Raw genomic sequence first — 25,920 nt, forward strand, 5'->3', positions numbered from 1 at the left:
GCTGAGCAACGCCGTGACGGCCAGGCGGATCACGTGAGTCTTGCCCAGCAGGACCCGTTCGACGTTCGCGACGATCGCATCCACCGTGGTCTGGAACCAGGATGCCTGGTCGTCGGTGAGCGGGTTGAGCGAGCGTGTCGCAGTCGTCGGCGCGTCCGTCATGACGTCGTTTCTCTCTTTCTGTGCCAAAGGCTCTGGCGCTTCAGATGGTGGATCGTTCGGGGCAGGTCACTCGTCACGATTGCCGCGGTGCGGGACGAATCCGAGGGACGTCATGTTCCGTACACCATGGTGTATGTCTTGCCTCCGTTCGCCGTGACGCGCACGGTAAGTGAGCCGCCAGGGTTCGGACAACTGCCTGCGGGCGGCATCGGGGTGAACGGATCCAGGATGCTGCAGCGGTACTCGACCGCGGTGTAGCCCGCGCCCGCGGGCGCCGATGACCATGTGAGCGTGCCGTTGCTCACGGTGACGTCGGCGTTCGCGTTGACCGCTACTCCGACCGTTGCCGGGTCGACCGGGTCGGACCACGACGTCAGCGAAACTCCTCCCGGGTACGTCGCGACCACACCGACCCTCACGTTCAGCTGTGCTCCGTAGGCGCTCGTCACGATCGATCCGCCCGGCGAGATCGCCAGCACAGTCGATCCTCCGTCGAGGCTATAGACGTAGCTGATGGTCGCGCCGGAGCCAGCTTTCGCAGGGCTCGCGCCCAGAAAGACGGGGAAGTACAGGCCGTCGGATCGAGGTCCCCCCTGTGCCTGCTCGATGTTCACTGACGTCGGCTTCTCCGGGTACGAGGCCGGTATCACCTGAACAGAAGCAGAATCAGTCGAACCCACGCTGTTGGTCGCGGTGACGGTGAGCGTCACTGCAGAGCCCGCCGGCAGCTGGCATACGGTCGCGGTAGCGCCAGCAGGAACCGGGTCGCAGGAGCCAGCGGATGCTGACACTGTGAACCCGGTGAAGGCGGACCCGTTGTCGGATACGAGTCCGGCCCAGGAGACGGTGACGCGGCCGGAACCGTCTGCGGCATCGGCCGTCGTAGGCGTCCCGTTCCAGATCGGCTTGCCTGCCGGCACGACGGTGGCGGGTCCCGCCGAGTTCCAAATCGGCTGCGCGCCATAGAAGTCGTTCATCGAGGCGACGGACACCTGCACCTGCTGTCCGTTCGTGAGCCCGCCGACGTCGACGCTCGTCGTGCCGGCCCCGACGGTGCGGACGATGCTGCCGACGGTGACCCGATAGCGCGTCACCGTTCCGCCACCCGAGTCCGGCGGATCCCACGAGACGTGCACGAGCCCGTCGCCAGGAGTCACCGTCAGGCCGGTGGGCGCGTCGGGAATGACGTTCGACCAGACGGCATCCGGGTAGGCCACGGCATCCGAGCTGCCGATGGCATTGGTGGCCGTCACCTGCACCTGCACCGAGTTCTGCGGACCGTTCCCGGGTGTCTGCACCGTGCACGTCGTGGCCCGGCACGTCGTCGACCCGACGCTCCCGCCTGCCGATCCGGACAGCGACACGGTGTATCCGGTGATCGCGGAGTTATTGTCTGCACCTGGATCCCACGCCATGGTGAGCTGGCGGTCACCGACACCGGCGATGCGTACGTTCGAGACCGGGTCCGGCCTGTCTTCGACGGAGATGGTGACCGTGCCCCAGGCGTATCTGGCCGGGTCGCCCGTCGCATCCGCCACCTCGTACTGCAGCGTCGTGTCGCCGGGCTGGGCCTTCGAGGACACCGACACCGCGAGCCTCGACCTGTCTCCGCTCGGCGTCACCTGCACCCCCGGCGGGAGCGCTGCACTGGATGCGCCGCGCACGGCGATCACGCTCAGGGGCGTCGACGGGAACGGATTGGTGGCGCCGTCGTTGGCCAGCACGTCGACGCTGGTCGTGGCGCCGCGCTTCGCCACCACCTGGTCGGGCTGGGGAACTGCGAGCGGCCTCGTCGACGGAACGACGGTGATGTCGACGCGTCCCGCCTTCCCGTCGTTCAGCGCGTCGCGCACACCGACGATGACGCTCAGCTGGGTTCCCTTGGGCGTCTTGTCCGACACCTGCACCGTGAGCTGCTGACCCTGAAGAGACACGGATGCGCCCTGCGGCTTCGGATCGAGCACGCGGTACTGCAGCTCCGCCTGGTCTTTCGCGTACGGGTACCTGGTGAGCTTGACGAGGTCGAGCGTCTTCTGCTGCCCCGGCTCGAAGTCGACCTGGGCGCCGGTGAAGGTGGGCGGCTGGTTGTCGCGCGCCGTGACGGTGATCGGCAGCACCAGCGTGGCGATATGCCCTTTCGGATCGCTGGCGGATGACCCGTCCGTCACCTCGAACGAGATCGAGGCGGGCCCGAAGTAGTGGGTCGCACTCGTGAACACGAGCGTGTCGCTGTCACGCACCAGGTCGTCCCCGTTCGCGTGCGTCGCGTGCACGTGGGAGGCATCCGTGAGCCTGACGTGCTTTCCGCCTGCGGCGACGACGTAGTCGTTCAGGTCGATCACGAGCGCCTTCTCGCTCGGCACGGTCAGCTTGGGCGCTCCCGGCTTGAGCTGCGGGAGCGCATCGTCGTAGCCGGGAACCCAGATGAATCCGAACGAGGCCACGGAGTCGTCGTCGGGATGCGCCACCCTGAACGGGATGATCTGCGACTTCGCCTGCACGTCCACCCGCACCCGGCCGCCGGAGACCACCTGGGCCGAATCGCCGAACCCGGACACGATCGAGAGCTTGAGCGTGGAGACGGGGCCGTCGGCGAAGAACACGTTCTTCAGCGGGTCGACGGTGACCTGCGAGCGGCCGAGGATGTCGGACAGCGCCACCACCGTGTCCTGAACGACAGGACGCGACAACGGGGCGTCCTTGCTCACGACGACGGTCAGGAAGTTCGAGCTGCTCCCGCCCTTGTCGTTCTGCGCCGTGTAGATGAAGCCGTATCGGCCTTCCTTCTGCGGCGCGACGACCTTGATCAGCTTGCCGGCGATCCTGGCCTTGGCGATGTCGTCCGAGGTGCGCTGCACCGAGGCGATGTGGAGCGGGCTGCCGTCCGGGTCGGAATCGTTCGCGAGAACCTGCACGGAGACGGTGCGCCCTGGTCGCACCGTCACCGAGTCCTCGACGGCCACCGGGTTGCGGGCGCTCCCGTCCTGCGGTGCGATGCCCACGCGGACCGTCCCGTCAGCGTGCGCGCCCAGCGCGTCGACGAGCGTGTAGTCGAACGTGTCGGTTCCGGCCGCGTATTCGCCGGCCTGGTATTCGATCCAGTTGGCGCCGACCGAGGTCACGGCGCCCTTCTGCGGATTCGTGGACTGGCCGACGAGCTTGACGGAGTCTCCGTCCGGGTCGACGCCGCTGAGCGGCACGGGGATGCGCACGGTGTTGCCGGCCAGCACGCGCGCCGTGATCGTGCGCGGGATCGGCGCCCGGTTGGAGTCCGGATCCAGCTCGCGCACGGCGATGGTGACCTGCGCGGTCGCCCACTGGCCGTCCGGATCGTCGACCCGGTAGACCGCCGAGTAGTTGCCTGGCTTGTGCGGGGCGAGGTAGCGCAGTTCGGTGCCCGACGCGAAGAGCAGGCCGGCGCCCTTCGGGAGCGGTGTCGGAAGCGTGGGATCGAGCGTGAGATGGTCGCCATCCGCCTGTGTGTCGTTGGCGAGCACCGGGATGTCGATCGCGTCCCCGACCCGCACGGTGACGGCGTCGGGGTTGGCCACCGGAGGCTGGCGCACCGCGGGTCGCGGTATCTCGATGACCCGCACCGTGCCGTTCGCCTGGGCGGTGCCGTTGCTCACCGTGTACCCGAACGAGACGGGGCCGTCCAGGGGTCGCGTCAGCGTGACGCGAAGGCTGCGCTGCTCGAGCACCTCGACTCGCACGCCGTCCGAAGCGGTGGGCGACTGCGCCGCCGTGATGAGGAGCACTCCCCCTGCCGGATCGAAGTCGGTGGCCAGCACGTCCACTTCCTGGGCGCTCTGCTGCTCGATGAACGCGGTGTGCGGCACGGTCACAGGCGTGTCTCCCGCGTCCTGCGGCAGGCTGACCACCACCCGCACCTCGCCGGTGACGGTCGTCGTGCCGTCCGTCACCGTGTAGTCCACGTAATGACTGCCGGGCGATGAGGAGGTGAATTCGAATGTGCCCTCATCGAAGTTGGGGCTCAGCGTGACGTCCGGTTTGTCCGGCACGGATGCGAGTCGAACGGGCCCGACCCCGCCTCGAACGTGCAGCAGAGGGGAGATCGTGATCTCGTCTCCCGCGACCACCGTAGCCACGAACGGTTCCGGGATGATCGGCACGTCCGTCGGCGAGCGCACCGTGATCGCCAGCGAGCCGTGACCCTCGGCACGGCCGTCGGATACCGTCAGCGCGACGGCCTGCAGCCCTGCGCCCTTTCCGGCGTCGGTGTACACGACGGTGCCCTGCGGTGTCGAGGTCGCGGTGTTGGGCGACGACGTCGAGGCCGCCGTGAGGTAGAACGGGTCGCCGTCCGGGTCGTACCAGTCGCCGAGCACCTGAGTCGAGACCCGTCCGCCCGACGCGACCGTCGCCTTCGTCGCCCGTGCCTGCACGGGAGGCGAGTTCTCGCCCGGTTCTCGCACGGTCACCGTCACGTGCGCGTTCGCCTGTCCCCCGCGCCCATCGCTGATCGTGTAGTCGAAACCGATCTGGCCGTGCGCGTCCGCCGGCAACGTGATCTGCAGTTCCTGGTCCCCCGAGGTGCGCTGCACGCGCGCCGTCGACTGCGGAACGGGCGTGAACGAGTCGATGACGAGCACGTCCCCGTTCGCGTCGAAGTCGTTCAGCAGAACGGGCAGCGGGCTCGTCGTTCCCGGTCGCGCGCCGAACTGGTCGTCGACCGCGACGGGCGGCTCCTGCGTCTTCTCGTACGTCGGCGGCTTGTCCTCGGTGTTCTCCTCGGTCTGCTGCGTGTTGTCCTTCGGCTTGGCGAAGTCCGACCAGTTGTCGATGAGGCCGTTTCCGCGCTGCACAGACCACGAGGTGCCGTGCACGGTGTCGTTGAGCACGACCGTCCCGTCGTTGACCCGGAACGAGAGGTCAGCGCCCGGGCGCACGCCGGCGAGCGCTCCGGCCCTTCCCGCAGCGCCACCCGTGCAGGATCGCCACGTCTGCCCCGTGTTCCAGGCCGCGTAGAGGCATCCGCCGACCCACACCGGCGCCGCAGCCGCGCCGAAGCCGCCCGCCGTGCCCCTGCGGACGTCCCCGCCGGAGGTCACGAGATACACGCCGGACGCGGACGCGATCGCGAGGTCGACATCGTCGTTCGTCGGCTGGGCGAGCACGCCCTGCCCGCCGATCTCGGTCGGCAGCGTACGCGTGCCGTCTTCAGTGCGCAGCACCCTCGACGAGCTGTCGTAGAGCGCCCATCTTCCGCCGGTCGAGGTGATCTGGATGTCGCTCGCCGACCGTGAGCCCTTGCCGAGCGGGTCGATATGCCAGGTCTGCACGACGGTGTCGCCGGTGGCCGCGTCGATGCGGTAGACGGCTCCCGCCTGCTTCGAATACGCGAAGAGCGTGCCGTCAGGAGCCAGGGATGAGACGATGCGGCTTCCGAGATCGATGGTGGGGGCCGCCGCGGACGTGAACGACGACAGGTCGGTCAGCGGCGTCAGCCAGATGCGACCGGTGGCCAGCGACTCGATCACGGCGCGGGATCCGGCGATGCCGATCTCGGCATCCTTGGGAGGGAGCGCGACAGCCTTTCCCGACGTGACCGTTGCGGGGTCGACCTTGGCGACGGTGTTGCTGGCTCGGTCGACCAGGAGCACCGACTTGCCGTGCTGTACGACGTCGACCGACTCGTCGGCGGCGGTGACGGCGGAGTTGAGCGCGTTCACCTGGGTGTTCGCGCGACCCAGAAGCTGCTTGGACGAGTTGGTGACCCAGACCGCTGCGTCGCCCAGCACCATGCGCTGCTGCACGAAGCCGCCGGAGACGATCGCGATCGTCGCGACGAGCGCGACGACGACCACTCCGATCCCCGCCGTCAGCGCCACCGAACGGTGGCGAGCGATGAACGAGCGGATCACGACACGCCCGAGGGATCGACGCATTTGGCCGCACTGGACTCTCCGGTGCGGCCAGAGCGGTTGACGGTGACCGTGACGCACACGCGCCGGTCGACGGAGTCGACCGTGAAGGTCGTGCTGCGCTGGAGGCTGGAGGAGGATCCGTCGACGCTGACCTGGTATTCGTCACCCGCCATGAGCCCCGGATCCTGCCAGCTGAACTCGATCGACCCTCCGACGACGTGCCCTTCGATGTTCCGCACGACCGGGATGTCCCCCGAGGCGCCGGTGCGCACCAACACGAAGGACAGCGTGCCGATGAACGCGACCCCGAGCACCACGCAGGCGGCGATGAGCCACATCGCTCCTCGCCCCATCCCGGCACCCGTCGGGATGGGGTTGGCTCCGGTCTCACGCGCCGCACCCCGGGAGTCGGTGGTCTCCGGCTCTCCCTCGCGACGCCGCCGTCTGCGCTGCACTGGAGAGACCGTCGCAACCCCTCTGACCCTCGTGCGCTCCTCGTCGTCGACGTCGTCCGCAGCCACCCAGGCGTCGGTGACCACGTCAGCGGGCGTCGGGGTGAACCCCAGTTCCGTCTCGACGGCCTGCAGGTCGCGGATCAGCTCGAGAACGCTGTGCTGCCTCGACTCCGGCTTCTTCGACATCGAGCGCCGCAGCGCGGCTTCCAGTCGCTCGGGAACGTCGGCGCGACCGATCGGTGCGGGCCTGGCACGCTGGATGCGCGAGATGAGCTGGGCGGTGGAGTTCTCGGTTCCCGCCACCTCGAACGGCGAGCGTCCCGCGATGAGCGAGTAGATGGTGGCACCCAGCGCCCACACCTCACTGGCCACCGTTCCCGTGGTCTCGTCGCTGAGCACTTCGGGAGCCGACCACGGAACGGACAGCCCGACGGCATCCGTCAGCTCGGCATCGCCGATGGTGGCCGCGATGCCGAAGTCGGAGAGCACCGGATGCCCGTACGCCGTCGTGAGGATGTTCGACGGCTTCACGTCCCTGTGCAGCACGCCCGCGCGATGTGCGGTCTCGACGGCCCCTGCCACCTTGATGCCGACGGCAAGCGCCTCGGGCACGCTCAGCGGGTCGCTGCGATACCGCCGGTTGAGCACAGGAGAGCAGAGCTCCATGACGAGGAACGGCCGCCCGTCCGATGCCACGCTCGCCTGGTAGACCGTGAGCACCGCCGGGTGCGCGCTCAGCTGAGCCATCAGGTTGGCCTCGGCCTGGAACATGGCGCGAACGCTCGGAGTGACGACTTCGGCGAGCAGCACCTTGACCGCGACCTGGCGTCGAGGCATGTTCTGCTCATACAGGAAGACATCGGCGAAGCCGCCGGAACCCAGCGCGCGAACGTAGGAGAAGCCGGGAAGGTTGGGCGGTGCCGAGGGCAGTCTTGCGGCCATCCGCGCCTCCCGTCATCTCGGTCGTCATCGTCTCCGGCGGGGAAACGTGCACCCATTGTAGGCGGGCACTGGTGGCCAGTCTGCTTCACCGCGACCGGAATCCGTGGCCCTTCCTCAGCGTGGCGAGGTGTGGACGATGAGCGCCAGGCGGCAGCGACGGAGAAGCCTCGGATCAGTGTCGACGCGCGCCGCGCCGTGCGGGAGGGAGAGGCGACTCCGGCGTCTCCAGCACGTCCACGACGACGACCGTGACGTTGTCGCGGCCGCCGTTACCGAGCGCGGCATCCATCAGCTGGCCTGCCGCGTCGAGCGGGCTCGTCCCCACCGTCAGGAAGTGGCGGATGCCGTGTTCGGTGAGCTCCTTGGTGAGACCGTCGGAGCAGGCGAGCAGACGGGTTCCGGCCACCACGGGCACCAGGCTGAAGTCGGGAACGGGGTCTTCGTTGAACCCGACGGCCCTCGTGATCACGTTGGAGTGCGGATGCACCTCGGCCTCCGACGGGGTGATGGCGCCCGCGTCGAGCAGTTCCTGCACGATCGAGTGGTCGACGGTGAGCTGGCGAAGCTCGCCGTCTTCGAGCTCGTACACCCGGGAGTCGCCGATGTTGAACACCAGCCAGCTCGGCTGGCCCTCCGCCAGGGTGAGGGCGAAGCCGGTGACGGTGGTGCCCGTGCCGAGGTCGGTGCGACCGGCGCCCTTCTCCATGTCCGCGACGGCCGCGCGCAGGGATGCGTCGATGCTCTTCTCGTCGACGTACTGGCCCGAGACCCGTTCCGCCAAGCGATTCACGACGGCCGCACTGGCGACGTCGCCCGCGCTATGCCCTCCCATGCCGTCCGCGACGGCGAAGATGGGCGACTTGGCGATCAGGCTGTCCTCGTTCGCCGAACGCTTGTATCCCTTGTCCGTGAGCGCAGCCCAGGTGAGCGTGATGCGCGCTCCGTCTCTGCCCGGCACCGCGATGTGGTGCCGCTTGCTGCCGCGACCGATCTGCGTCACGACAGTGCCCTTCCGCAAGGCGTGGCCGGGCGCCGACGGTCCAGGCATAACGGCGCACGGAAACCATCCGACTTCGGGTATCGCTGTCGGTTCGGTGGTCGGCGCATCACGCAACCCACCATACGGGGGTGATGTCGATGATGGTGCCGTCGCCGATCTCCACCTCGGCCGCTCCTGGAACCGAGAACGACTCGCCGGGGCGCAGCCTTCGTGCTCTTCCTCCCTCGATTCGCACGGTCGTTCCGTTCCTCGACTTGAGGTCGGTGACCACGACGACCCGCCCCGCGCGCTCGATGCGCACGTGCGACGCGGAGACCTCCTGGCCCGGCGACGGCACCGTGACAAGCACGGATGGCACGCCGGTTCTACGGGTGGACGCCGGTCGTCGTCCGAACACGACGGGGGCGTCGAGCTCGACCGGTTCACCGCCGCGGACGCCGACCAAGACGCGGCCCGGCGCGTCGTCGTCGCGTCCTCCCACCGCGACGTCGTCAGCCTCGTCGGCGGCAGCGTGGGCGGCATCGTGGGCGGCAGGGGCCGGCTCTCTCGTGCAGGACGCCGCTCGGGGTCCATCATCCGTCGCCGCGGCCGACGACGTTCCACGACCGGTGTCCTCGCCGTCGACGGCGGCACGGACGTCCGGGTAGAACCTCAGCGCTTCGGAACGGGCGACCGTGCGTTCATCCGGTTCGTAACGGTCGCCGCCTGACGCGGAGAACGGCTGCAGCTGGCCCTGGGACGGCGGATCCTGCGACGCGTGCCGTGGGGCCGCCGACCCGGCGGCCCTCGACGGTGGCTGCGTCGCGGGGCCGCGCTCCGGCCCGACCGGCCCGTGCCGGCCGGGTGCGCGCTGCACGGTCTCCTCGTCGAAGCCAGGCGCTGGCGCGACGCGGGCTGCGTGCGCACCGCCTCTGCCGCTTTCCTGGGGCTCACCGCGCACCAGGCGAACGGTGTCGTCGTCGAGGTCGGCGGAACCCCGGAAGGCGGCAGGACCGTGCGATAACGCGTCTTCGCCGACCCTCTCGGGAGCCCTCTCGACCGCCGACCAGAGAATGGAGCTGGCCCTGATCGTTCCCTGCGCCAACGCCGCGGCGTCGTTCGATCGGTGCGGAATCGCGTCGAACCGGCTCGTCGGTCCGCCGAGATCGAGCGCGACGACATCCCGGAATGTTGCGATGAGCCAGGGCTGCACGCCCGATGAGGAGAATCGTCGGGCTCCCCCCACCGAGTAGACGTCCACGACGGCACGGCCCCGGGCGATGGCCGTGACCTGCCAGCCGTCCGTGATCTCGGCGTCGAAGTGCACCACCGCGAACGACTCGACGCCGCCATCCCCTGCCGGGATCGCCTCGATCACGCGTTCCAGCGGCGTCTCGGCCTCACTCGTCAGCTTTGCGACCGCCTCGACGCTGTGCCGCTCAGCCTCCGAGGCGATCAGGGCGACAAACGATTCGGCGGCGACGACCATCCAGTCGTCTTCGCCTGGCCGGGGCGGCGACGCGTAGACGAAGCCACGGCGTCGCCCCGATGGCTGAGCTTGCGCCACGTCGCCTCCTTGCACCGATCCCTGGCCGGAGCTCCGATCCCGCGACGGATGCCACGGCCGCACGTCAGTGCCGCCCCGTCACCTGCCCGACGCTTCTCCATGCTGCCCGGATCGGCTGATGTCGTCGCTCCATTCTGCCGTTCGCCGACCGTCAGCGCCGCATCCCTCCTCGCGTGCCCCGTCGGGGTCCGGCTCTCTGCCGGGCCTGGTCGCGGTCGACGAAGGCCCACTCGGGGAGCATCCCGCGTTCCACGACGGTGTGAATGAGTTGTGCGAAGCCGTAATCCGGCCCGACGGCGAGGGCGGCCCGTGCGTATTCGCCCGCCACCGATCCTCGTCCGAGTGCCCAGTTCAGCCAGGCCAGTGATGCCAGGCACGGGCCGCGCTTCTCTGCGGGCAGCCGTGCCGCGACCTGGCGCAAGAGGTCGATGGCATGCGTCACAGCGTGCGGGTGCGGCCTTCCGATGCTGCCACGACCGGCCAGGGCCAGTGCGATGTCCTCGTCCACGGGCGGGTCGCCTCGCAGGTGCCTCTCTTGAAATCGCAGTGCACGCGTGCCGGCCGAACTGCCCCACGCCCACGTGAACAGCACCACGTCTCGTGCCCATGGCTGCTCGAGTACCGCTGCCGTCAGCGCGGCGGAGGCCGGCCCGATGTCGTTCGGTCGCCACCGGGCGCTGTACTCGGCGAACCAGACCGGGTCGGGCGTTCGCTGAGCCGAACCGAGCGCCGCCAGAGCCGCCGCTGTGCGCTCGACGAGCTGGGCCGGGACCTGCGGCAGGACGGCTTCCTCGGAGGGCGAGAGCCCGACGTAGGCCGCGTCGGGATCGAGCCTGCGCAGTCGCCACGCGGAGTCGAGTTCGGCACGGGCCCGGGGCCGGCTTCCGACCCGTCCCCACCCGTCTGCCGCGACGAACAGCTGGTCGCGCACGAGGAAACCTGCGGCCCGAGACGCGGCGCGAAGCCGCCTGAAGAGCTCGGCACCTGGCGCACCGGTGGCGCAGGCCTCGTCGGTGAAGACGATCGGGATCACGCCGTTCGCGCCGGGAATACGGCACACCATGCCCACGACGGACGACACGTACTCCGCCAGCGCTTTCGCGTCGGGACGCCTGCCCTTCCGGACCGTCGACCCGCGGGCCACGGCGTCATCGCCCGTCGAAGCGCAACCGTTCGGGCCGGAACCGCGAGAGCCGGAGCCGGGACCACCGGCGCCGCGAGCACCGGACCCCGGAGGGTCCGATCGTGGCAGGTCGACGCGCAAGGTCCCGCACGTCAGCCGGTCGCGGAGTGCGACGAGCACAAGGCTTCTTCGAGGCTCGAACCCGACGAGTTCGGGCACATAGGAGAGCAGGTCGAGCGGGTCGGACGCGACGATGGGATCGGGCATGACGACCAGCGTTGCCCGCACCGGACGCCCGCCTCGGCCAGGGACGGGCATCCGTTCGATTCCGGCAAGAGGTCCCGCCTGTGGACGCAGAGTTGCTGGGGCTGTGCCGCCGCGGTCGGACCGGTCGCCCATAGGAGCCGACGCGACCGGACCCTGCGGAGATCGGCGCCATCGGAGACAGGACCCTGCGGAGATCGCGGTCCACTCTGCGCAGATCAGGGCCGCCCGCGAGCACTCCGATCGGCGGTCAAGCCCGTCGGCGATCAGACGTCGTCGGTGACGGCGCCTGCGAACTGCGCGTTGTACAGCGAGTAGTACGCGCCTCCGGCGGCGAGCAACTGGGCATGAGTGCCTTGCTCGACGATGCGTCCCGACTCCATCACGAGGATGACGTCGGCATCGCGGATCGTCGACAACCGGTGCGCGATCACGAAGCTCGTGCGACCCTGCCGGAGCGCGCTCATGGCCTTCTGCACGAGCAGCTCGGTGCGCGTGTCGACGGAACTCGTCGCCTCGTCGAGGATGAGCACGCTCGGCCGTGCGAGGAAGGCCCTCGCGATCGTGAGAAGCTGCTTCTCCCCCGCCGACACGTTCGAGGCCTCGTCGTCGAGCATCGTGTCGTACCCGTCGGGAAGGGATCGGACGAACCGGTCGACGTAGCTCGCCTTCGCGGCCGCGATCACCTCGTCCTCCGTCGCGTCCGGGCGTCCGTACGCGATGTTCTCGCGGATGGTCCCTGCGAACAGCCAGGTGTCCTGCAAGACCATGCCGATCCGACTGCGCAGCTCCCGTCTGGTCAGACGGGTGATGTCGGTGCCGTCCAGCGTGATGCGGCCGGCGCCGACCTCGTAGAACCGCAGGATGAGGTTGACGAGCGTCGTCTTGCCTGCGCCGGTAGGTCCGACGATCGCCACGGTCTGGCCCGGTTCGGCGACGAGCGAGAGATCCTCGATCAGCGGCGTGTCCTCGGCGTACCGGAACGAGACGTCCTCGAACTCCAGCCTGCCCTTCGTCTCTCCTGCGGAGGCCGGGGCATCCGGGTCGGGCGACTGCTCGTCGGCGTCCAGCAGCTCGAACACCCGCTCTGCTGATGCCACACCCGACTGCAGCAGGTTGGCCATCGAGCCGAGCTGCGCGAGAGGCTGAGTGAACTGGCGCGAGTACTGGATGAACGCCTGCACGTCACCGATCTGGATGACGCCGGCAGCGACCTGCAGGCCGCCAACGACCGCGATGCCCACGTAGACCAGGTTTCCCACGAACTGCATGGACGGCATGATGATGCCCGACACGAACTGCGCGCCGAAGCTCGCCCGGTACAGCTCCTCGTTCTTGGCGGCGAACCTCTCGTCGACCTCGTGCTGCCGCCCGAACACCTTCACGATGGCGTGCCCGGAATAGGTCTCCTCGATCTGGGCGTTCAACGCGCCCGTGTGCCGCCACTGGGCGACGAACATCTTCTGCGAGCGCTTGGCGATCACCATCGTGACCAGCAGCGTCAGCGGGATCGACACCAGTGCGATCAGCGCGAGCAGCGGCGAGATGACGAACATGATGACGAGCACGCCGATGACGGTGAGCAGGGACGTGAGCACCTGGCTCATCGTCTGCTGCAGGCTCTGCTGAACGTTGTCGATGTCGTTGGTGACCCGGCTGAGCAGTTCACCGCGCGGCATGGTGTCGAAGTACTTCAGCGGCAGCCGGTGGATCTTCTCCTCGACGTCGCGGCGCAGGCGGTAGACGGTGCGCATCGTGACTCCATTGAGCAGGAAGGCCTGCAGCCAGCTGAAGACCGATGCGAACACGTACAGCACCAGCACGAGCATGAGCACGTGCGACAGGGCCGTGAAGTCGATGCCGTGCCCAGGCGTCAGGTGCATGCCGCTGAGCATGTCGGCGAGCTGGCCCTGCCCGTTCCTGCGCATCCCTTCCAGGACCTGCGCCTGGCTCACCCCGGCCGGCAGGCTCTTCGAGACGAAGCCGGCGACGATGATGTTGGTTCCCTCGCCCAGCAGCTTGGGGCCGAGCACGCTGAAGCCCACGCTGAGCACCGTCAGCAGGGTCACGACGACGAGCCACGCGGCTTCCGGCCGCAGCCGGCCGAGCAGGCGTCTCGCGCTCGGGCCGAAGTTCATCGCCTTCTGCGGCGGCATGCCCGCGCCGCCGAACGGACCGCCTCCGCCAGGTCCCCGCCGTGGTCCGGGAGCCGGCACGCGCTCTGGCGTCTTCGTGTCGCTCATGCCGCTTCCTCCGCCGTCAGCTGAGACGACACGATCTCCGCGTACGTCTCGGATGTCTCCAGCAACTCCTCATGCGTGCCCGACCCGACGATCCGTCCGTTCTCGATCACCAGGATCAGGTCGGCATCCGTGATCGTCGACACGCGCTGGGCGACGATGACGAACGTCGCGCCTGCCTCCTTCTCCTTCAGCGCCCGCCGCAGCCGCGCATCCGTCGCCAGATCCAGCGCCGAGAAGGAATCGTCGAACACGTAGATCTCCGCGCGCTTGACGAGAGCGCGCGCGATGGCGAGCCGCTGGCGCTGCCCGCCTGAAACGTTCGTTCCGCCCTGGGCGATGGCGGCCTCCAGACCGCCGTCCATGGCCTGCACGAAGTCCTTCGCCTGCGCGATCTCCAGTGCACGCCACAGCTCGTCGTCCGTGGCATCCGGTTTGCCGTAGCGCAGGTTGGATGCGACGGTGCCGGAGAACAGGTACGGCTTCTGCGGCACCAGACCGATACGCGACCAGAGCACGTCGGGGTCGAGCTCGGCGACATCCACGCCGTCGACCAGCACCGATCCGCTCGTGGCATCGAAGAGCCGCGGCAGGAGGTTGATGAGAGTGGTCTTGCCTGCGCCCGTCGACCCGATGATGGCCACCGTCTGACCGCGTTCGATGCGCACGTTGAGGTCGCTGAGCACGGGATCCTCCGCTCCCGGGTAGGCGAATCCGACCTCGAAGAGCTCGATGGTCCCGCGCTCGTCGAGCTTCGTGATCGGATGCTCGGGCGCGGTGACCGTCGACTCCGTCTCCAGCACCTCGCCGATGCGCTCGGCGCACACGGCGGCTCTCGGCACCATCACGAACATGAAGGTCGCCATCATGACCCCCATCAGGATCTGCATGAGATAGCTGAGGAACGCGGTCAGCGTGCCCACCTGCAACGAGCCGTCGTCGATCCGGAACGCTCCGAACCAGATGACGGCGACGCTGGAGAGGTTGAGCACGAGCATCACGGTCGGGAACATGAGCGCCATGAGCCGTCCTGCTCGCAGGGCGGTCTCGGTCACCTCGTCGTTCGCGGCCTTGAACCGGCTGCGCTCGATGTCCTCACGCACGAACGCGCGCACGACACGGATGCCCGACAGCTGCTCGCGCAGCACGCGGTTGACCTGGTCGATGCGCTTCTGCATCCTGCGGAACTGCGGAACCATGCGGGAGATGATCAGGATGACGCACACCAGCAGCACGGGAACGCTCACCGCGATCAGCCACGACAGCTCCAGATCCTGCTGGATCGCCAGCACGATGCCGCCGATGCACAGGATCGGCGCGGAGACCAGCAGCGTGCAGGTCATCAGCACGAGCATCTGAACCTGCTGCACGTCGTTCGTGTTGCGGGTGATGAGCGAGGGTGCGCCGAACTTCGTGACCTCCCGCTCGGAGAACGCACCGACATGCGAGAACAGGGCTCTGCGCAGGTCGCGGCCCAGCCGCATCGACGCCTTCGCGCCGAAGTAGACGGCCACGATGTTGCAGACCACCTGGCCCAGCGTCACCAGCAGCATGAATCCGCCGTTGGCGATGATGTAGCCGGTGTCGCCCTTGATGACGCCCTGATCGATCAGCTCGGCGTTCAGCGTCGGAAGGTAGAGCGAGGCGAACGACTGCAGCAGCTGGAAGGCGATGACTCCGACCAGCAGGGGCCAGTGCGGCTTCAGGTACCGCACGAGCAGGCGCATCAGCATGAGCGTGCTCCGCTCTTCTCGGTCGCGCCCAGCGGCGCGTGGGTCTCAGGCATGGGTCTCCACGTTCTCGTCAGGTCTGCTGGCGTCATCGGCGCCCGGGATGTCGTTCGTCTCGTGGTCGTCGCCGGCGTCGGCGTCGAGGCGCAGGGCGCGGGCCGTCTTCTTGCGGGCGGCATCCTCGTTGCCCGCTGCGGTGTCGCCCGCGATCCCGTAGACGATGAGCCGGGTCAGCGTCTCATCGTCGAACGAGGTCTCGACCGTGAAACCCGGAATGGACATCGCGAAAGCGATCAGCCGGATGAACGGCGCGACGTGCTCGGCCGGCACGTTGAGCCTGTCGAGTTCCGGTCGCACCAGCCGGGCGACGATCGAGGCGTACTCCCACGTCTGCCCAGGCGGTCTGGAGCGGACGTGCGGCGGCTCACCTCCCGTGTGCCCGATGGCCGCCATGATGCTGATCACACCTTGGAAGCGCTGCCTCAGCACCACCAGCACGCGGGACACCTTCTCCTCGAGCGACAGGGTCGGGTCGATCTCGGACAGGCTGGCACGCACGGGAGCCGGATCGAGGTAGACGTCCGCAGCCTCGCGGATCAGCGTCTCCTTGTCGCCGAAGACGCGGAAGATCGTACCCTCCGCCACCCCAGCCGCCTCGGCGATCTGGCGGGAGGTGAGAGAGCTCCCGTGCTCGATGATCGCCGGGATGACCGCGCGGATGATGGCGGCCTTGCGCTCTTCGGGCGGCAAGGGACTGGCCCGGTTCGGTATCTTCGGCACCCGAGGATTCTAACTGAGTGTGCGCTCACTCCGCAATCACCGCGGAAGGATCGCCGGGCCACGCGGAGCGCGACGACGTGCCCGGAGACGCGTGTCAGGAACCCGTGAGGACCGTGAACTCCCGGGAGTATGCCGGCGAGCCGGCGCCCTCGCGCCAGGTCACTCTGATGCGCGGCGGTGGCGTTCCGCGGCCGACCATCACCCGGAACTGGAGCACATCGTCTCTGTCCACGTCTCGCGGGATCACTTCATCGGGCCGCACGAACTTCGGCGGTACTGTCGCATCGGAAAGCAGGGCGTCGCGCGCCTTCGCCAGGCCCGTGTTGCGCAACGCCCACGTGGAGTTGCGCACCCGCTCCAGACGCCACGACACCTGCACGACGCGCTCCGTCTCCCCGGTGTCGCCATCTGCGATGTCGTGATCCTCGGCGCGCTGCACACTCGCCCTTCCTGCCGCCTGTTCTCGCGACGACGCCACGGCGACCGGCAGGCTCGCTGTCGCCGTGCCGGCCTCGATCCGGGCGGCCTCGGCTTCAGCATGAGCCGCCTTGTCCGAAGCGGCCTCGGCCTCCCGCCTGCTCGCCGCGGCCGCAGCCTGCGCGGATGCCGCAGCCTGCGCCGCCTTGGCCGCCTCCTGGGCAGCGCTGGCGGCATCCTGCCTGCCTTGCGCCACCTTGACCTCGAGTTGCTGCAGCCCTGCTGCCGCCGCCTGCGCGTTCGCCTCGGCCCTTGCGATCGCGGACGCCGCCGCAGCCGCCTGCTCTTCGGCTGCTCGCGCGCGAACGAGAGCGATCACGGCGAAGGCGACCGCAACCATCGCGACGACCAGGCAGATGACATCCAGGAGTACCACGGCGAAAGTCTAGGCAACGTGGCCCTGCACTCTCCCTCCCCTCTCACATGCGGACGCCATGTGTCCACCAGGAGCCGGCCTTGGTGCCGGGTGTCTGACGTGCGTCCTACCGTCGAGACATGAACACGTACCTGCTGCGGATGCCGAGCCCGATCGGCAGACTCGAACTGGTCTCCGACGGCACCGCCGTCGCTTCGCTCACCATCGAGCGCGACGGGATGCTGCCACGTGAGCACTCTCCCGAAACGGTCGACGATGTGCTGCGTCTGGCTCGGGATCAGCTCGAGGAGTACTTCGACGGTGAGCGTCGTGTCTTCGACGTTCCGCTGAATCCCTCGGGAACCCCGTTCCGACGAGCCGTGTGGGACAGGCTTCGCGAGGTGGGCTGGGGCGAGTACACCACGTACGGCGAACTCGGCATGGCGGTGGGCAAGCCGACGGCCGGCCGCGCTGTCGGAGGCGCAATAGGCTCGAACCCCATCCCCCTTTTCATCGGATGCCATCGCGTGCTCGGCGCCGACGGCCGCGTCACCGGCTACAGCGGCGGTCAGGGCATTCCGACGAAACTCTGGCTCCTCGAACACGAAGGGATCACGCTGGCGGCATGACCGAGACCGACGAGACAGCTTCCGCGATCGCGCCCGCCGAGACGCGTTCGCGCCCCGACCTGCTCGTGGGAGACGATGGCGTCGCCCGCTGCTCATGGGTGGGCACCGATGCCGAGTACCAGAGGTACCACGACGAGGAGTGGGGGACGCCGCTGCGCGACGATCGGGCTCTGTTCGAGAAGATCTGTCTCGAGGGCTTCCAGGCCGGCCTGTCCTGGCGCACGATCCTGCTGCGCAGGCCCGCGTTCCGGGAGGCTTTCCACGGGTTCGAGGTCGAGCACGTGGCCGCCATGACGAGCCACGACGTCGACCGTCTCCTGCAGAACGCCGCGATCATCCGGCATCGGGGAAAGATCGAGGCGACGATCGCCAACGCCAGGGCGACGCTGGCGCTGGCGCAACCGCTGTCGGAGTTGATCTGGTCGTTCGCTCCGCCGTCACAGGGTCGTCGTCCACCTCACACGTTGAGCGAGATTCCCGCCGTGACCGCCGAGTCGAACGCTCTCAGCCGGCGCCTCCGCGCCCTGGGTTTCCGCTTCGTCGGGCCCACCACGATGTACGCGCTCATGCAGTCCGCCGGCCTCGTCGACGACCACGTCGCCGGATGCTGGCGGGCGGCCGACGACTGAGACCCGGACAAGGCCGGGTCGGCGGAGGATCCGATGATCCCTACGGTGTGCCTCGTGGTGACCGGTATCGCACTTGCCCGACCGCAGGCGATCAGAAACCCGGTCATCGCACCGTGCACGATCACTCTGACGCACGGAGGGGACGCGCGCCGACCTCATTCGCCGACCCGACGGTATTGCGTTCGCCCGCAGGAACAGGACCCGAGACTCGTGTTGCGAGCGCCCTGATTGTCGTCACAACGGGCGTCGTCGCGCTGCACCCGTGCCGACCCCCGCTGACACAAAACTGATTCTAACTCAGTCGACGACCAGCAGAACCTCGTGATTGGCTCCGGATTCCATCTCGAACCCGGCCGAGCGCGCCCATGCGACGAAGCCGGCCACCGAGCGCAGCCGCGGGCGCTGCAGCACGAAGGCGCGCACGAGGAGCCCCTTCGCATGCTTGTTGAAATGGTTGAGTGCGCGGCGGGTGCCGTCCGGGGTCACCGAGACCACTCGCACGAACGCGGCATCCTCCCTGTCCCCCGTCGGCCCGAGCGCCGCATACGCCTCCGACCGCAGATCGATGATCGGCCCCGGCACCTCGGCGAGGGTCCGCGTGATGGCGGGCGCCCACAGTGCTCGCAACCGGATGCCCGGAAGCCGCGACGCCGCCGACATGCGGTAGTCGGGAATCCGGTCGAGAGCGCCCACCGGGCCGAACACCGCGGAGTGGATCGCGACCGTGCGCCCCAGGTGCCTGCGTGACTCCGAGTGCAGAGAGGCGGCATCCAGCGCATCGTAGAGCACCCCGGTGTAGCGGTCGACCGCCGGAAGCAGAGGCGAGTCGAACAGTGAAGCGTCGCTCGCCAGCTCTGAGACCAGTGTGCGCGGAACCCCCAGCAGTCTGGCCGACTCCTCGAGATCCGGCTGCGACGCGAGCTCCACCAGGGAGCGCGCGGTCTGCTCGCGCTGCGGAAGCAGCTCGGGGAACCGGAGACTGCTCAGCTGCAGCCTCGACTTGCCCGTCCCGCCCGCGCGCTTGGACTCGGACGGCGGAAGAAGCATCAGCACCTGTCGCTCCGGCGTCCGTCGGCGAGCTCAGGGCCGCGTGCGGTGACGGTGACCCCACGTCCGGGCGCGACGTCGATGTGCCGGGGCACGACCACCTGGTCGGGGGACGACAGGAACCGGGGCATGCGGCTCACGGACCGAGGAACCGGATGGCCGCTTCGACGTTCTGGCCGAGCGAGTTGGCCGTGTCGAGGGTAATGCGAGGCAACTCGGCGCACTCCCCCTTCCACGGCTGATAGTCCTCGAGGCTCTGCTCCACAGCACGCCACGACGGTTCCTCGAAATGCGGCAGATTGCGCACGCGCTTCTCGAGCCGCGTCCTGTGCAACTCGGGATCCGAGCACTCCACCTCGATTACGCGCAGAGGCACGCCGGCGCGCACGGCGAGGTCACGCCATTGCAGGCGAGCGGGCTCCACGGCATTCACGGCATCGACGATCACGCTGTGGCCCGACATGAGCACCTGCTCGGCAAGCGTCTCGGCCACGAGGTACGCGGCGAGTCCGGTCGGCTGGTCCCCGTCGATCCCGGCATGCAGGATGGCCGACTCGATCGGGTCCACCGACACGATGGTCGCCCCGAGACGAGCGCTCACCACTTCGGCGATCGTCGACTTGCCGGCTCCCGGAAGTCCGGCCATAGCGATCAGTACCGGAACCCGGATGTCCCCGAACTGCCGGTCAACAGTAGCCGATGCCACTTCGGCCCCCTCCTGCCTCAAGTGCCGCCGATCCGCATCGGCTGGTCCACGCTCCCGATCGGTGTCTGCGATGTCTGCTTCCAGCCGTTCCGTTGTGCGAGTCTCGTCTCCGAGCCTCACCTATCCGCCCGACCAGCGCCACCATCCGAGTCGATCGATCCCGAACCGCGGGCCCCGAACGGCCGAAGACCGTCGACGGTTGTCACCTCAGATCAGCTGGGCCTTGCCCGCGAGCACGGTCAGCTCGTTGTTCTCGAACGACACGAAGCCGTCAGCTGCGCTGGCGACCAGCCGCTCTCCGCCGGGAAGCGTGATGCGCACCTCGCCCTCGGCCAGTGTTCCGAGGAGCGGCGTGTGGTTGGGGAGGATGCCCACCTCCCCAACCGTGGTGCGCGCGACGACCACCGACGCGTCGCCCGACCAGACCTCGCGGTCGGCCGAGACGACGCTGACCTTGATGGTCGCCATGGTCAGCCGTTCTCCTTCTGGATCTTCGCCCACTTCTCCTCGACGTCAGAGATCGGTCCGACGTTGAAGAACGCCTGCTCCGCCACGTGGTCGAAGTCACCGCGGCAGATGGCATCGAACGACTCGATGGTGTCCTTCAGCGGCACCGTCGAACCCTCGACACCGGTGAACTTCTTCGCCATGTAGGTGTTCTGCGACAGGAACTGCTGGATTCGACGGGCGCGGGAGACGGTGACCTTGTCTTCCTCGCTGAGCTCGTCGACACCGAGGATGGCGATGATCTCCTGCAGCTCCTTGTTCTTCTGCAGGATCTGCTTCACCGTGGTGGCGACGCGGTAGTGGTCCTCGCCCAGGTAGCGAGGGTCGAGGATGCGGCTCGTCGACGCGAGCGGGTCCACAGCGGGGTACAGACCCTGTGACGCGATCTCACGCGAGAGCTCCGTCGTGGCATCCAGGTGTGCGAACGTCGTGGCGGGAGCCGGGTCGGTGTAGTCATCGGCGGGAACGTAGATCGCCTGCAGCGAGGTGATCGAGTGTCCGCGCGTGGAGGTGATGCGCTCCTGAAGGACGCCCATCTCGTCGGCGAGGTTCGGCTGGTAGCCCACGGCGGAGGGCATGCGGCCGAGCAGGGTCGACACCTCGGAGCCCGCCTGCGTGAAGCGGAAGATGTTGTCGATGAAGAGCAGCACGTCCTGCTTCTGCACGTCGCGGAAGTACTCCGCCATGGTCAGAGCGGAGAGCGCGACACGAAGACGCGTCCCCGGCGGCTCGTCCATCTGGCCGAACACCAGCGCGGTCTTGTCGAAGACGCCGGCCTCCTCCATCTCGTGGATGAGGTCGTTGCCCTCACGGGTGCGCTCTCCGACGCCGGCGAACACGGACACACCACCGTGGTCCTGTGCGACGCGCTGGATCATCTCCTGGATGAGCACGGTCTTGCCCACGCCGGCGCCGCCGAACAGGCCGATCTTTCCACCCTCGACGTACGGGGTGAGCAGGTCGATGACCTTGATGCCGGTCTCGAACATCGTCGTCTTCGACTCGAGCTGGTCGAAGGCAGGCGCCTTGCGGTGGATGGGCCAGCGCTCGGTGACCTCGATCGTCTCGCCCGGCTCGACGTCGAGCACCTCTCCGGTCACGTTGAAGACGTGACCGAGCGTGACGTTGCCGACGGGCACCGTGATGGGCGCGCCGGTGTCGCGCACCTCCTGACCGCGCACCAGGCCGTCGGTCGGCTTGAGCGCGATGGCACGGATGAGGTCGTCGCCGAGGTGCTGCGCGACCTCGAGCGTGATCTCGTGCGCCTCCTCCTCGTCGCCGGTGAAGTTGATCGTCGTCTTGAGCGCGTTGTAGATCTCGGGGATCGAGTCGTGCGGGAACTCGATGTCGACGACGGGGCCGGTGACGCGGGCGATGCGGCCGACGCCCGGGGTCGTCTCCGCTACCTGAGCCTCGGACTCGGCGGTGGCTGTCGGTGTCATTTCTTTCTCTCTCTGTTTCGTCGTCAGACGTCTACTGGGAGGCCAGTGCTACTGGGAAGCCAGGGCGTCGGCGCCACCGACGATCTCCGAGATCTGCTGCGTAATCTCGGACTGTCGAGCGTTGTTCGCCAGGCGCGTGTAGTTGGTGATGAGCTTGTCGGCATTGTCGCTCGCCGACTTCATGGCCTTCTGAGTGGCGGCGTGCTTCGCCGCCGCCGACTCGAGCAGGGCGTTGTAGAGGCGGCTGTGGATGTAGGCCGGAAGGAGCGCGTCGAGCACGGTGTCGGCATCCGGTTCGAAATCGTAGAGCGGGAGCATCGACTTGTCCTCGACCTCCTCGATGCCCTCGACGAGCTCGAGCGGCAGCAGCCGCACCACGTGGGGCTGCTGCACCAGCATGCTGACGAACCGGTTGTAGACGATGTGGATCTCGTCGACCCCGCCATCGTCGGTGTCGCGCATGAAGGCCTCGACCAGCTCGCTGCCGATCTCCAAGGCGTCGTCGAACACGGGCGAGTCGGTGATGCCGATCCAGTCGCGCACGCTCTCCCGCTTGCGGAAGGCGAAGAAGCCGACCGCCTTGCGTCCGACGAGATAGAACACGACCTCCTTGCCCTGCCCGGTGAGCAGGGTCTCGAGCTCGAGCGCCTCACGGATGACCTGCGAGTTGAACGCGCCGGCGAGTCCGCGATCCGATGAGAAGATCACGATCGCCGCCCGGCGCACGTTCTCGGCCTCGGTCGTGAGCAGATGCTTCACGTTGGAGTGGGCGGCGACCGCAGCAACGGCGCGGGTTATCGCCCGGGTGTACGGTGCCGACTCCTGCACGCGAGCCTGCGCCTTGTAGATGCGGCTCGCCGAGATCAGCTCCATCGCGCGGGTGATCTTCTTCGTCGTCTGGGCAGAGCGGATGCGCTGCCGGTAGACCCGAAGTTGCGCTGCCATGGGACTCCTGTCTGGGTGTCAACTCGTCGAGTGCGTCGCTCAGCGACGACTCGTGACGATCTTCTCCTGGTCGATTTCCTCTTCTTCGATCGCCTCGTAGCGCTCGCTGCCCGGTTCGATCAGCGAGTGGCCGGAGCTCGTCTGGAACTCCAGCTTGAAGATGTCGATCTCGCGCTCGAGCGTGGCGACGGTGTCGTCATCCAGCACGTTCGTGTCGCGAAGCGTGTCGAGGACCGTCGTCGTGCGGCGCAGGAAGTCCAGAAACTCGGACTCGAAGCGGAGGATGTCCTCCACCGGCACCTCGTCGAGCTTGCCGTTCGTGCCCGCCCAGATGGAGACCACCTGCTCCTCGACCGGGAACGGCGAGTACTGCGGCTGCTTGAGCAGCTCGGTCAGGCGTGCACCGCGATCGAGCTGACGGCGGGATGCCGCGTCGAGGTCGGACGCGAACATCGAGAACGCCTCCAGCGCGCGGTACTGCGCCAGCTCGAGCTTCAGCGTTCCCGAGACCTTCTTGATCGACTTCACCTGGGCGTCGCCACCGACGCGGGACACCGAGATGCCCACGTCGACCGCAGGGCGCTGGTTGGCGTTGAAGAGGTCGGACTGCAGGAAGATCTGGCCGTCGGTGATCGAGATCACGTTCGTCGGAATGTAGGCCGAGACGTCGTTCGCCTTGGTCTCGATGATCGGCAGTCCCGTCATCGAACCCGCGCCGAGTTCGTCGGAGAGCTTCGCGCAGCGCTCGAGCAGACGCGAGTGCAGGTAGAAGACGTCTCCGGGGTACGCCTCACGCCCCGGCGGACGGCGCAGCAGGAGGGATACCGCGCGGTATGCCTCCGCCTGCTTCGACAGGTCGTCGAAGATGATCAGCACGTGCTTGCCGTCGTACATCCAGTGCTGGCCGATGGCCGAACCGGTGTACGGGGCGAGGTACTTGAAGCCGGCCGGGTCGGACGCGGGGGCCGCGACGATGGTCGTGTACTCCATGGCGCCCGCATCCTCCAGCGCGCCCTTCACGCCGGCGATCGTCGAGCCCTTCTGGCCGATGGCGACGTAGATGCACCGAACCTGCTTGTTCGGGTCGCCCGACTCCCAGTTGGCCTTCTGGTTGATGATCGTGTCGATGGCGATGGCGGTCTTGCCGGTCTGGCGGTCGCCGATGATGAGCTGGCGCTGACCGCGACCGATCGGGATCATGGCGTCGATGGCCTTGATGCCGGTCTGCAAGGGCTCGTGCACGCTCTTGCGCTGCATGACGCCTGGGGCCTGCAGCTCGAGCGCGCGGCGGCCCTCGGTCTGCACGGCGCCGAGGCCGTCGATCGGGTTGCCCAGCGGGTCGACGACCCGCCCGAGGTAGCCGTCGCCCACCGCGACGGAGAGGACCTCTCCGGTGCGCGTGACCTCCTGGCCCTCCTCGATGCCGGCGAACTCGCCGAGCACGACGACGCCGATCTCGTCCTCTTCGAGGTTCAGAGCGAGGCCGAGCGTGCCGTCCGCGAAGCGGAGGAGCTCGTTCGCCATGGCACCGGGAAGGCCCTCGACGTGCGCGATGCCGTCTCCTGCGTCGACGACGACGCCCACCTCGGTGATGGCGGTGGTGTCGGGCTGGTACCCGGCCACGAAGTCCTTGAGAGCGGCCCGGATCTCATCCGGGCTGATGCTGATGTCTGCCATTTCGTTTTCCTTGATGTGTGCGTCGTGCCGGGTCAGCCGGCCAGTTTCAGTCGCAGGTCGGCGAGGCGATTCGCCACGCTGCCGTCGATGACCTCGTCGCCGATCTGCACGCGGAGGCCGCCGATGAGCCGGGGGTCGATGGTGATCGCGAAACGGGGAGTGCGTCCGTACCGCTTGCTCAGTGAGGCGCGCAGCCGGTCGAGCTGCGATTCGGTCGGCGGGGCGGCCGCAGTGATGGAGACGACCATGGCGCCGGCATCCTGTGCGACGATCTCCGCGATGTGCGCGATGACCTCGACGAGGCGCCGGCCGCGTTGCGTCTGCACCGCATAGCTCAACAGCACCAGGGTGGCATCGCTCGCCTTGCCGGTGAGAAGTTGTTCGACGATGGCGATCCGCTTCGCGGGATCGCCGAGCTTGCTTCCGAGCGCAAGCTCGAGCTCGTCGTCGCTGTCGACGGCGCGGGCGAACGAGAACAGCTCGGACTCGATGGATCCGTCGTCTCCGGAAGCACGCGCCACGGCCCGGATGCCGATCTCCTCGATCCCGTCGATCAGCTGCTCGGGGCTCGACCAGCGCGATTGCGCGATCCCGCTCAGGATGCGCACGGCGGCTGCGTCGTACGAGCCGAAGATGCGGGTGACGATCGCGCCCTTGTCCGCGAACTCGATGGAGGGATCGGCGAGCAACGCTTTCAGCTGCGCAGTGGTGTCGATCGTGCGACCGGCCGACAATACCTGCTCACCGGTGCGCAGCGTCACCTCTGGCGCGTCGGCCAGTTCGGCCTTGGCGCGATCCAGTGCTTCGCGGGTCGCGGATCCCACTTACTCGCCCGCCTTCGACAGCTGATCCTGCTCGAGGTCGGCGAGGAACCGGTCGACGAGCGCCTCGGAGCGCTTGTCGTCGGAGAGCACCTCGCCCACGATGCGTGAGGCGAGGTCGACGGCGAGCGTTCCGACCTCGGCGCGCAGCGAGGCCAGCGCGCCTGCCCGCTCCGACTCGATCTGCGCCTGAGCGTTCGCGGTGATGCGGGCGGCCTCCGCCTGCGCGTTCTCCTTGAGCTCCGCCAGGATCGCCGCACCCTCGAGGCGCGCCTGCTCGCGGATGCGACCGGCCTCGGCGCGAGCCTCGGCCAGCTGAGCGGTGTAGCGCTCGAGCACGGCATTGGCCTCGGCCTGCGTCTTCTCGGCCCGCTCGATGCCGCCGTCGATCACGTCGCGTCGCTCGTCGAGCAGCTTGTTGATCGCCGGCAGCCCCTTCACGATGAAGAAGACCAGGATGATGACGAAGACGATCGTGCCCCACAGAAGGTCAGGAATCGTCGGGATGAGGAGGTTCCCCTCGGCGACGACGGCTGTGGAGAGCATTAGGACTCC

The 25,920-nt window shown here is 68.2% G+C and carries 19 protein-coding genes; 2 read left to right on the top strand and 17 right to left on the bottom strand.

What is annotated here, in order from left to right:
- Positions 1 to 272 precede the first annotated feature (272 nt).
- The 9 genes from VHB92_RS01820 to VHB92_RS01860 form a co-directional block, all read right to left on the bottom strand.
- The gene (locus VHB92_RS01820; protein WP_325450782.1) at positions 273 to 6,071 is read right to left on the bottom strand and encodes an Ig-like domain-containing protein; all 5,799 of its coding nucleotides are present in this window, start codon (positions 6,069 to 6,071) and stop codon (positions 273 to 275) included.
- Complete coding sequence (locus VHB92_RS01825; protein WP_325450784.1) at positions 6,044 to 7,447, bottom strand: serine/threonine-protein kinase; 1,404 nt, start codon at positions 7,445 to 7,447, stop codon at positions 6,044 to 6,046. The genes VHB92_RS01820 and VHB92_RS01825 overlap by 28 nt, the downstream gene beginning before the upstream one ends.
- Positions 7,448 to 7,619: 172 nt before the next feature.
- Positions 7,620 to 8,447 carry a PP2C family protein-serine/threonine phosphatase gene (locus VHB92_RS01830; RefSeq protein ID WP_325450786.1) on the bottom strand — a complete coding sequence of 276 codons (828 nt, stop codon included), beginning with the start codon at positions 8,445 to 8,447 and terminating at the stop codon, positions 7,620 to 7,622.
- A 106-nt stretch (positions 8,448 to 8,553) separates the two neighbouring features.
- On the bottom strand, positions 8,554 to 9,993 hold the full coding sequence (locus VHB92_RS01835; protein WP_325450788.1) for an FHA domain-containing protein: 1,440 nt from the start codon (positions 9,991 to 9,993) through the stop codon (positions 8,554 to 8,556).
- Positions 9,994 to 10,144: 151 nt separating this feature from the next.
- Complete coding sequence (locus tag VHB92_RS01840) at positions 10,145 to 11,383, bottom strand: DUF4192 family protein (RefSeq protein WP_325450791.1); 1,239 nt, start codon at positions 11,381 to 11,383, stop codon at positions 10,145 to 10,147.
- Positions 11,384 to 11,646: 263 nt separating this feature from the next.
- Positions 11,647 to 13,623 (bottom strand): ABC transporter ATP-binding protein, encoded by a 1,977-nt coding sequence (locus VHB92_RS01845; RefSeq protein ID WP_325450793.1) that lies wholly within the window; start codon positions 13,621 to 13,623, stop codon positions 11,647 to 11,649.
- The gene (locus tag VHB92_RS01850; RefSeq protein WP_325450795.1) at positions 13,620 to 15,353 is read right to left on the bottom strand and encodes an ABC transporter ATP-binding protein; all 1,734 of its coding nucleotides are present in this window, start codon (positions 15,351 to 15,353) and stop codon (positions 13,620 to 13,622) included. Before VHB92_RS01850 ends, VHB92_RS01845 begins: the two co-directional genes overlap by 4 nt.
- A gap of 45 nt (positions 15,354 to 15,398) precedes the next feature.
- Positions 15,399 to 16,130 carry a helix-turn-helix domain-containing protein gene (locus VHB92_RS01855; RefSeq protein ID WP_325450797.1) on the bottom strand — a complete coding sequence of 244 codons (732 nt, stop codon included), beginning with the start codon at positions 16,128 to 16,130 and terminating at the stop codon, positions 15,399 to 15,401.
- 94 nt (positions 16,131 to 16,224) lie between these two features.
- Positions 16,225 to 16,983 carry a hypothetical protein gene (locus VHB92_RS01860; protein ID WP_325450799.1) on the bottom strand — a complete coding sequence of 253 codons (759 nt, stop codon included), beginning with the start codon at positions 16,981 to 16,983 and terminating at the stop codon, positions 16,225 to 16,227.
- 119 nt (positions 16,984 to 17,102) lie between these two features.
- On the opposite strand from VHB92_RS01860, the gene VHB92_RS01865 reads away from it, so the two are divergent.
- Both VHB92_RS01865 and VHB92_RS01870 read left to right on the top strand, forming a co-directional pair.
- The gene (locus tag VHB92_RS01865; protein ID WP_325450801.1) at positions 17,103 to 17,591 is read left to right on the top strand and encodes a methylated-DNA--[protein]-cysteine S-methyltransferase; all 489 of its coding nucleotides are present in this window, start codon (positions 17,103 to 17,105) and stop codon (positions 17,589 to 17,591) included.
- On the top strand, positions 17,588 to 18,220 hold the full coding sequence (locus VHB92_RS01870) for a DNA-3-methyladenine glycosylase I (RefSeq protein ID WP_325450803.1): 633 nt from the start codon (positions 17,588 to 17,590) through the stop codon (positions 18,218 to 18,220). Before VHB92_RS01865 ends, VHB92_RS01870 begins: the two co-directional genes overlap by 4 nt.
- Positions 18,221 to 18,517: 297 nt before the next feature.
- On the opposite strand, the gene VHB92_RS01875 is transcribed toward VHB92_RS01870, so the two are convergent.
- The 8 genes from VHB92_RS01875 to VHB92_RS01910 all read right to left on the bottom strand — a co-directional run bounded on the left by VHB92_RS01875 (position 18,518) and on the right by VHB92_RS01910 (position 25,911).
- Complete coding sequence (locus VHB92_RS01875) at positions 18,518 to 19,267, bottom strand: YaaA family protein (protein ID WP_325450805.1); 750 nt, start codon at positions 19,265 to 19,267, stop codon at positions 18,518 to 18,520.
- A gap of 136 nt (positions 19,268 to 19,403) precedes the next feature.
- Positions 19,404 to 19,973: an ATP-binding protein gene (locus VHB92_RS01880; RefSeq protein ID WP_325450807.1), complete on the bottom strand. Its 570-nt coding sequence runs from the start codon at positions 19,971 to 19,973 to the stop codon at positions 19,404 to 19,406.
- A gap of 207 nt (positions 19,974 to 20,180) precedes the next feature.
- Positions 20,181 to 20,441, bottom strand: a complete 261-nt coding sequence (locus VHB92_RS01885; protein ID WP_325450809.1) for a F0F1 ATP synthase subunit epsilon — start codon at positions 20,439 to 20,441, stop codon at positions 20,181 to 20,183.
- A gap of 2 nt (positions 20,442 to 20,443) precedes the next feature.
- Entirely contained in the window at positions 20,444 to 21,922 is a 1,479-nt protein-coding gene (gene atpD, locus VHB92_RS01890; RefSeq protein WP_325450811.1) for a F0F1 ATP synthase subunit beta, read from the bottom strand.
- Between the two features lie 48 nt (positions 21,923 to 21,970).
- Positions 21,971 to 22,867, bottom strand: a complete 897-nt coding sequence (locus VHB92_RS01895; RefSeq protein WP_325450813.1) for a F0F1 ATP synthase subunit gamma — start codon at positions 22,865 to 22,867, stop codon at positions 21,971 to 21,973.
- Between the two features lie 39 nt (positions 22,868 to 22,906).
- Positions 22,907 to 24,544, bottom strand: coding sequence for a F0F1 ATP synthase subunit alpha (gene atpA / locus VHB92_RS01900; RefSeq protein ID WP_325450815.1), 1,638 nt, complete (start codon positions 24,542 to 24,544; stop codon positions 22,907 to 22,909).
- Between the two features lie 32 nt (positions 24,545 to 24,576).
- A complete protein-coding gene (locus VHB92_RS01905) occupies positions 24,577 to 25,368 on the bottom strand; it encodes a F0F1 ATP synthase subunit delta (protein WP_325450817.1) in 792 nt (263 codons plus the stop codon).
- A complete protein-coding gene (locus VHB92_RS01910) occupies positions 25,369 to 25,911 on the bottom strand; it encodes a F0F1 ATP synthase subunit B (RefSeq protein WP_325450819.1) in 543 nt (180 codons plus the stop codon).
- Positions 25,912 to 25,920: the final 9 nt, after the last annotated feature.

Source organism: Humibacter sp., from assembly GCF_035547335.1.
GTDB lineage: Bacteria > Actinomycetota > Actinomycetes > Actinomycetales > Microbacteriaceae > Humibacter.

Excerpts from the sequence above, each read along its gene's own strand:
- VHB92_RS01820 (WP_325450782.1), bottom strand. The coding sequence starts at position 6,071 with ATGCGTCGATCCCTCGGGCGTGTCGTGATCCGCTCGTTCATCGCTCGC.
- VHB92_RS01825 (WP_325450784.1), bottom strand. The coding sequence starts at position 7,447 with ATGGCCGCAAGACTGCCCTCGGCACCGCCCAACCTTCCCGGCTTCTCC.
- VHB92_RS01840 (WP_325450791.1), bottom strand. The coding sequence starts at position 11,383 with ATGCCCGATCCCATCGTCGCGTCCGACCCGCTCGACCTGCTCTCCTAT.
- VHB92_RS01845 (WP_325450793.1), bottom strand. The coding sequence starts at position 13,623 with ATGAGCGACACGAAGACGCCAGAGCGCGTGCCGGCTCCCGGACCACGG.
- VHB92_RS01850 (WP_325450795.1), bottom strand. The coding sequence starts at position 15,353 with ATGCTGATGCGCCTGCTCGTGCGGTACCTGAAGCCGCACTGGCCCCTG.
- VHB92_RS01865 (WP_325450801.1), top strand. The coding sequence starts at position 17,103 with ATGAACACGTACCTGCTGCGGATGCCGAGCCCGATCGGCAGACTCGAA.
- VHB92_RS01870 (WP_325450803.1), top strand. The coding sequence starts at position 17,588 with ATGACCGAGACCGACGAGACAGCTTCCGCGATCGCGCCCGCCGAGACG.
- VHB92_RS01875 (WP_325450805.1), bottom strand. The coding sequence starts at position 19,267 with ATGCTTCTTCCGCCGTCCGAGTCCAAGCGCGCGGGCGGGACGGGCAAG.
- VHB92_RS01885 (WP_325450809.1), bottom strand. The coding sequence starts at position 20,441 with ATGGCGACCATCAAGGTCAGCGTCGTCTCGGCCGACCGCGAGGTCTGG.
- atpD (WP_325450811.1), bottom strand. The coding sequence starts at position 21,922 with ATGACACCGACAGCCACCGCCGAGTCCGAGGCTCAGGTAGCGGAGACG.
- VHB92_RS01895 (WP_325450813.1), bottom strand. The coding sequence starts at position 22,867 with ATGGCAGCGCAACTTCGGGTCTACCGGCAGCGCATCCGCTCTGCCCAG.
- atpA (WP_325450815.1), bottom strand. The coding sequence starts at position 24,544 with ATGGCAGACATCAGCATCAGCCCGGATGAGATCCGGGCCGCTCTCAAG.
- VHB92_RS01910 (WP_325450819.1), bottom strand. The coding sequence starts at position 25,911 with ATGCTCTCCACAGCCGTCGTCGCCGAGGGGAACCTCCTCATCCCGACG.